The following is a 3,401-nucleotide window of genomic DNA, read 5'->3' on the forward strand; positions in this document are numbered from 1 at the left end:
ATCGGCCTCGGCGCTTTCGGCGTCGGCACCCTGGTGGCAGCCCTCGGCGGCATCATCAAGAACCCGTGGAAGCCCGTGGTCCCCACGGCCGACGGCCCCAAGGCAGTGCTGTGGACCTCGGGCTGGACCCCGCGCTACAAGGGCGAGACCATCTTCCTCGGACGCGCCACCGGCATGGCCGGTGAGTCGCCGTTCGTGAAGATGCGTCCCGAGGACCTCGACGCCGGCGGTATGGAGACCGTGTTCCCCTGGCGTGAGTCCGACGGTGACGGGATCACGGTGGAATCCGAGGAGAAGCTCGCGCATATCGCCATGGGTGTGCGCAATCCCGTCATGCTGATCCGCATCAAGCCGGTCGATATGCCGCGGGTGGTCAAGCGTCAGGGCCAGGAGAACTTCAACTTCGGCGAGCTGTTCGCCTACACGAAGGTCTGCTCGCACCTGGGCTGCCCGTCATCGCTCTACGAGCAGCAGACCTACCGGATCCTGTGCCCGTGCCACCAGTCGCAGTTCGACGCCCTGCACTTCGCACGTCCGATCTTCGGACCCGCTGCGCGCGCCTTGGCGCAGCTGCCCATCACGATCGACAAGGACGGGTATCTTGTGGCTAACGGCGATTTCATAGAACCTGTCGGACCGGCATTCTGGGAGCGCAGATCATGAGTACACCCGTCGCTGACCGGCTCGGCAAAGCCGGCGACAACATCGACTCGCGGTACCACCCCTCGGCCGCACTGCGTCGGCAGCTGAACAAGGTCTTCCCCACCCACTGGTCGTTCCTGCTGGGTGAGATCGCCATGTACAGCTTCATCGTGCTGCTGCTCACCGGCGTGTGGCTGACCCTGTTCTTCGACCCGTCGATGGCCGAGGTCACCTACAACGGCGTCTATCAGCCGCTGCGCGGTATTCAGATGTCGCGGGCATACGAGACGGCGCTGAACATCAGCTTCGAGATTCGCGGCGGATTGTTCGTCCGGCAGGTTCACCACTGGGCGGCACTGCTGTTCGCCGCCTCGATCATGGTGCACCTGGCCCGCATCTTCTTCACCGGCGCATTCCGCCGCCCTCGTGAGGCCAACTGGGTGATCGGCTCGCTGCTGCTCGTCCTGGCGATGTTCGAGGGCTTCTTCGGCTACTCGCTGCCCGACGATCTGCTGTCGGGAACGGGCATCCGCGCCGCTCTGTCCGGCATCACCATGAGCCTTCCGGTGGTCGGCACCTGGATCCACTGGGCGCTCTTCGGTGGCGACTTCCCGGGCGACATCATCATCCCCCGGCTCTACGCCATCCACATCCTGCTGTTCCCGGGCATCATGCTGGGGCTCATCGGCCTCCACATGGCGCTGGTCTGGTTCCAGAAGCACACCCAGTTCCCCGGTCCGGGACGCACCGAGACCAACGTCGTGGGCGTCCGGGTCATGCCGGTCTTCGCGGTCAAGTCCGGCGCATTCTTCGCCATGATCGTCGGCATCCTGGGCCTGATGGGCGGTCTGCTGCAGATCAACCCGATCTGGCAACTCGGCCCCTACAAGCCCTCGCAGATCTCGGCCGGCTCGCAGCCCGACTTCTACATGCTGTGGACCGACGGCCTGATCCGTCTGTTCCCGCCGTGGGACATCTACTTCGGCAACCACACCATCCCGGCCGCCTTCTGGGTCGCGGTGATCATGGGAGTCGTCTTCCTGTTGCTGTTCTCCTACCCCTTCCTGGAGAAGAAGTTCACCGGCGACGACGCGCACCACAACCTGCTGCAGCGTCCGCGCGATGTCCCGGTTCGCACCGGGATCGGATCCATGGCGATCGCCTTCTACATGGTGTTGACCTTCGCCGCGATGAACGACATCATCGCGCTGAAGTTCCACATCTCCCTGAACGCGACCACCTGGATCGGCCGGATCGGCATGCTGGTGCTGCCTCCGCTGGTGTTCTTCGCCGCCTACCGGTGGGCGGTCGCCCTGCAGCGCAGCGACCGTGACGTGCTCGAGCACGGTGTCGAGACCGGCATCATCAAGCGGCTTCCGCACGGGGCCTACATCGAACTGCACCAGCCGCTCGGCGATGTCGATGACCACGGTCACCCGATCCCGCTCGAGTACGCCGGTGCGGCAGTGCCCAAGCGGATGAACAAGCTCGGTGCCGCCGGCCGTCCGGGCCACGGCAGCTTCCTGACGGCCGATCCGGCCGCTCAGGACGCCGCACTCACCGAGGCCGCGCATGCCACCGAGCAGCGGGCGCTCACCGCACTGCGGGAGTACCAGAACGGTGAGTCCAACGGCAGCGGTTCCAATGGCAACGGTTCCAACGGAAACGGTTCCAACGGGCACCACTGAGTGCCACCGATGAGGAGGGCCCCAGCCGGTCGGCTGGGGCCCTCCTCATTTTCGCGATCGGCAGCGCTCAGGCGAGCGCTTGGTCTGCGGCTTCCTCCGCCGCATGGGCGATCCTGCGCTGGAAGACCACCAGGATCCCGACCATGCCGACCGTGATGACGGCGGCCACCGCCAGCGCCACCCAGGCCGCGGTTTCGGTGTGGGTGGCGAGGAGATAGGTGGCGGTCGCAACCGCGGTCAGGGCCAGGCCCATCGCACCCACCAGGGATGTCGTGCCACGCAGCCAGATCCGGTCCAGGACCACGCTGATCCGTGACACCCGGCGGTGCTGCGCCGGCTTGCGGCGGTACGGGTCCACAGCCGCACCGAACACCCTCAGCTTCTCCGTGGGGGCATCCACCGGCCGCGGCGGCTCCTCCAGCGGCGGCTCCGGGCTCTCAGCGCCCTGAGTGGCCCCAGAATCGCCGGAGACGCCCGATTGGGCCATCGCGGTGCGCCGGGCCCGGAGCAACAGTGGAATCGCCCCGACGATGACCAGCGCCGAGATCACGATGACCGTATAGAGCAGCCAGGACGAGTCCGACTCCGCACCGGTCCGCTCGCGCCCCCGGCCCAGTTGGACCAGCGCCACGGTCGCGATCGAGCTGACCGCCAGCAGGACCAGCCAGATGGCCCCGCAGACACCAACCATCAGCCGGTCGGTGGTCTCGGGCGAGCGCGCGTCCGGCGATACCGGTTCGGAGGAGCCCGCCATCAGCAGCTCGTCTGTGCGGCGTTGTTTTGATTCGATGAGAGCACCGTCCCGTCGCTTGTGGTGATGGCGCAGTTGAGCCTGCTGACCAGGAACAAACTTGAGGCCTGAACTGAGCCCACGTCAGACTGCGAAATCGGCGTGACGGTCAGCGACCAGGGGATGTAAACATTGCGCTGGGTGCGCCGGCGCCCGGAGGCGTCAACGTAGGTGATCGTGATGATGTCCCCCGGCGCCTTGGTTCCGGTTACCGAATAGGTCACCTGGCGTGGCGCGGCGGGCGGCGAGGACGTCGGCGGCGGCGGCGGTGGTTGGGTGGT

The 3,401-nt window shown here is 66.4% G+C and carries 4 protein-coding genes; 2 read left to right on the forward strand and 2 right to left on the reverse strand.

Translation table 11 applies throughout. The features are described from left to right. Together ACR2JI_RS14180 and qcrB are read left to right on the forward strand one after the other, a co-directional pair. A partial coding sequence (locus ACR2JI_RS14180; RefSeq protein WP_526391015.1) for a QcrA and Rieske domain-containing protein occupies positions 1-663 on the forward strand: 663 nt, incomplete at its 5' end. Continuing rightward, entirely contained in the window at positions 660-2,330 is a 1,671-nt protein-coding gene (gene qcrB / locus ACR2JI_RS14185; protein ID WP_526391017.1) for a cytochrome bc1 complex cytochrome b subunit, read from the forward strand. The genes ACR2JI_RS14180 and qcrB, both read left to right, overlap by 4 nt. Before the next feature lie 67 nt (positions 2,331-2,397). On the opposite strand, the gene ACR2JI_RS14190 is transcribed toward qcrB, so the two are convergent. After that, the gene (locus ACR2JI_RS14190) at positions 2,398-3,084 is read right to left on the reverse strand and encodes a DUF2561 family protein (RefSeq protein ID WP_526391019.1); all 687 of its coding nucleotides are present in this window, start codon (positions 3,082-3,084) and stop codon (positions 2,398-2,400) included. Next, the coding region (locus ACR2JI_RS14195) for an MmpS family transport accessory protein (RefSeq protein WP_526391021.1) at positions 3,084-3,401 on the reverse strand (318 nt) is incomplete at its 5' end. The genes ACR2JI_RS14195 and ACR2JI_RS14190, both read right to left, overlap by 1 nt.

Origin of the sequence: Mycobacterium sp. (assembly GCF_051006775.1) — a bacterium.
Taxonomy (GTDB): domain Bacteria; phylum Actinomycetota; class Actinomycetes; order Mycobacteriales; family Mycobacteriaceae; genus Mycobacterium.